At 30.1% G+C, this 1,999-nt stretch carries 1 protein-coding gene; it reads right to left on the bottom strand.

The window, feature by feature from the left end:
• Positions 1 to 370: 370 nt before the first annotated feature.
• The gene (locus tag HMPREF9129_RS10010) at positions 371 to 1,693 is read right to left on the bottom strand and encodes a hemolysin family protein (RefSeq protein WP_004823342.1); all 1,323 of its coding nucleotides are present in this window, start codon (positions 1,691 to 1,693) and stop codon (positions 371 to 373) included.
• Positions 1,694 to 1,999: the final 306 nt, after the last annotated feature.

The following is a 1,999-nucleotide window of genomic DNA, read 5'->3' as shown; positions in this document are numbered from 1 at the left end:
TTAATAATTGTTTTATTATCACACCGTAGGGTGCGGCACGAGTGTAGCGAGGTCCGCCCGTTTCATGACAATTTAAATTAATTTATATTTTGAAATTTTATTTGCATTGCACCATAATACTTATATTTTTTATATTTCATTTTATTTTGGTTTTAAGGGCGGACCTTTACTTCCCTTTATCTATTTCATTTTATTTGTCTATTAATTTTTTAATTCTTTATTTTTCTTCCAATCACGTGCCGCTCCTACGATTGTTGGCAATATTTATGTTTTTTATATTTTATATTCGAGGCCCGCTCATTCTTACAACTCAAATTAATTAACAAAATAAAAAGCACAACAAAAAAGGTGGAAACTTTTGCGTTCCACCTCAGTCTTCATCTTTTAATATTCTAAGCTCTATTAAAGCAATTCTATTGTCCTTAACATTTAACCCCTTTAATTCTACCATATCTTCATATACAACAGTAAAACCGGTTTCGTCTTCTTGAGGAATATACCCCAGAAGTTCAATCATAAGTCCTGAAATCGTCTCGTGATTTTCAGAATACAATTTAGTCCCTAGTTTTTCATTAATTACATCAATTTCAACATATCCGTCAATCAAATACCTATCATCAGCAATTTTTTCAATCTTAGGTTCATCCTTATCATATTCATCCTCAATCTCTCCGACAATTTCCTCAACCAAATCTTCCATAGTAACCATTCCTGAAAATCCACCATACTCATCAATCAAAATCGCCACATACTTTTTAGAAAGTTGTAACTCCTTTAAAAGCGAGTCAACCTTTTTAGTTTCCGGAACAAAGTAAGGTTCTTTCATAACATTATCTATATTTACAGACTTATAATTTGTCTTAGAGTAATCTATGAATAAATCTTTTATATAAACAGTTCCAATTATATTATCTCTGTTATCCTTAAAAACAGGCACTCTTGAATAACCCATTTTTAAAATTTCAACCACAGTATCTTCATTAAACTCATCATAATCCACCATAAAAATAGAAGTTCTTGGTGTCATGATTTCATAAGCCATAGTATCATCAAATTCCATAATGTTTACTATCATCTCTTCTCCTGCTGAATTTATAACCCCTTGCTCTTGAGAAACTTTGATATAAGCCTTTAATTCTTCCTCAGAAATTTTTTCCTCAACATCTTCAGAATACTTTCCTAAAATCTTTAGTATCAAAGTTGTTGAAAAAGATAAAAGCTTCACAAAAGGATATGCAAATTTAGAAACTATCCCTATCACAGTTGCAGATTTTAATGCAACTTCATCAGCATTAGTAAGTGCTATTCTCTTTGGCACAAGCTCACCACATACAAGAGTTATGTAAGACAACAACAACGTTATCAATACAAGAGCTATAGTTTGCGCATACGGTATACCCAGAGAATTTAATTGAGTTGCAAATACTCTTGATATAGTTGTCGCCGCAGATGCAGATGAAAAGAAATTGGCAAAAGTAATTCCAACTTGAATAGTAGATAAAAATCTTGTTTGGTCAGACAAAATCTTTTTAAGGATTATGGCCTTCTTATTTCCCTCATCGACAAGAGTTTGTATCTTATTCCTATTTGCAGATACCATAGCCATTTCAGCAGATGCAAAAAAAGCATTCACCCACGTTAAAAAAGCTATTAATAAAAATTGTAATATAATCGAGCCTCCGGCCCCGTCCATATTGTTCCTCCTTGATTTTTCATATGTTTTCAACAATTATACCACAATTTATCAACTATAAACCAATATAATCTGTATTTTTACAGAAAATATTTAGAACTATTTACCAATTTTAAGCAATCCCATTAAAATTTAAATGACTTCCGATCTTATGTAACGCTTAAATGTAAAAATAAGATCAGAATTTCATTTTTCTATTTCAGTTATAATTTTTTTATCAAAAAAATTTTATATAAATTTATAATTAAATATTAAATTATCTATAATAAAATCAAAAATAGCCAGTCAAAACCAATTTATTCACTA

The organism is Peptoniphilus indolicus ATCC 29427, from assembly GCF_000227315.1.
Classification (GTDB): Bacteria; Bacillota; Clostridia; order Tissierellales; family Peptoniphilaceae; genus Peptoniphilus; species Peptoniphilus indolicus.
Note: the sequence above shows the minus strand (reverse complement) of the source record. Positions and strands in the feature narration are given on the sequence as shown.

Coding starts and splice junctions, on each gene's coding strand:
- HMPREF9129_RS10010 (WP_004823342.1), bottom strand. CDS start 1,693: ATGGACGGGGCCGGAGGCTCGATTATATTACAATTTTTATTAATAGCT.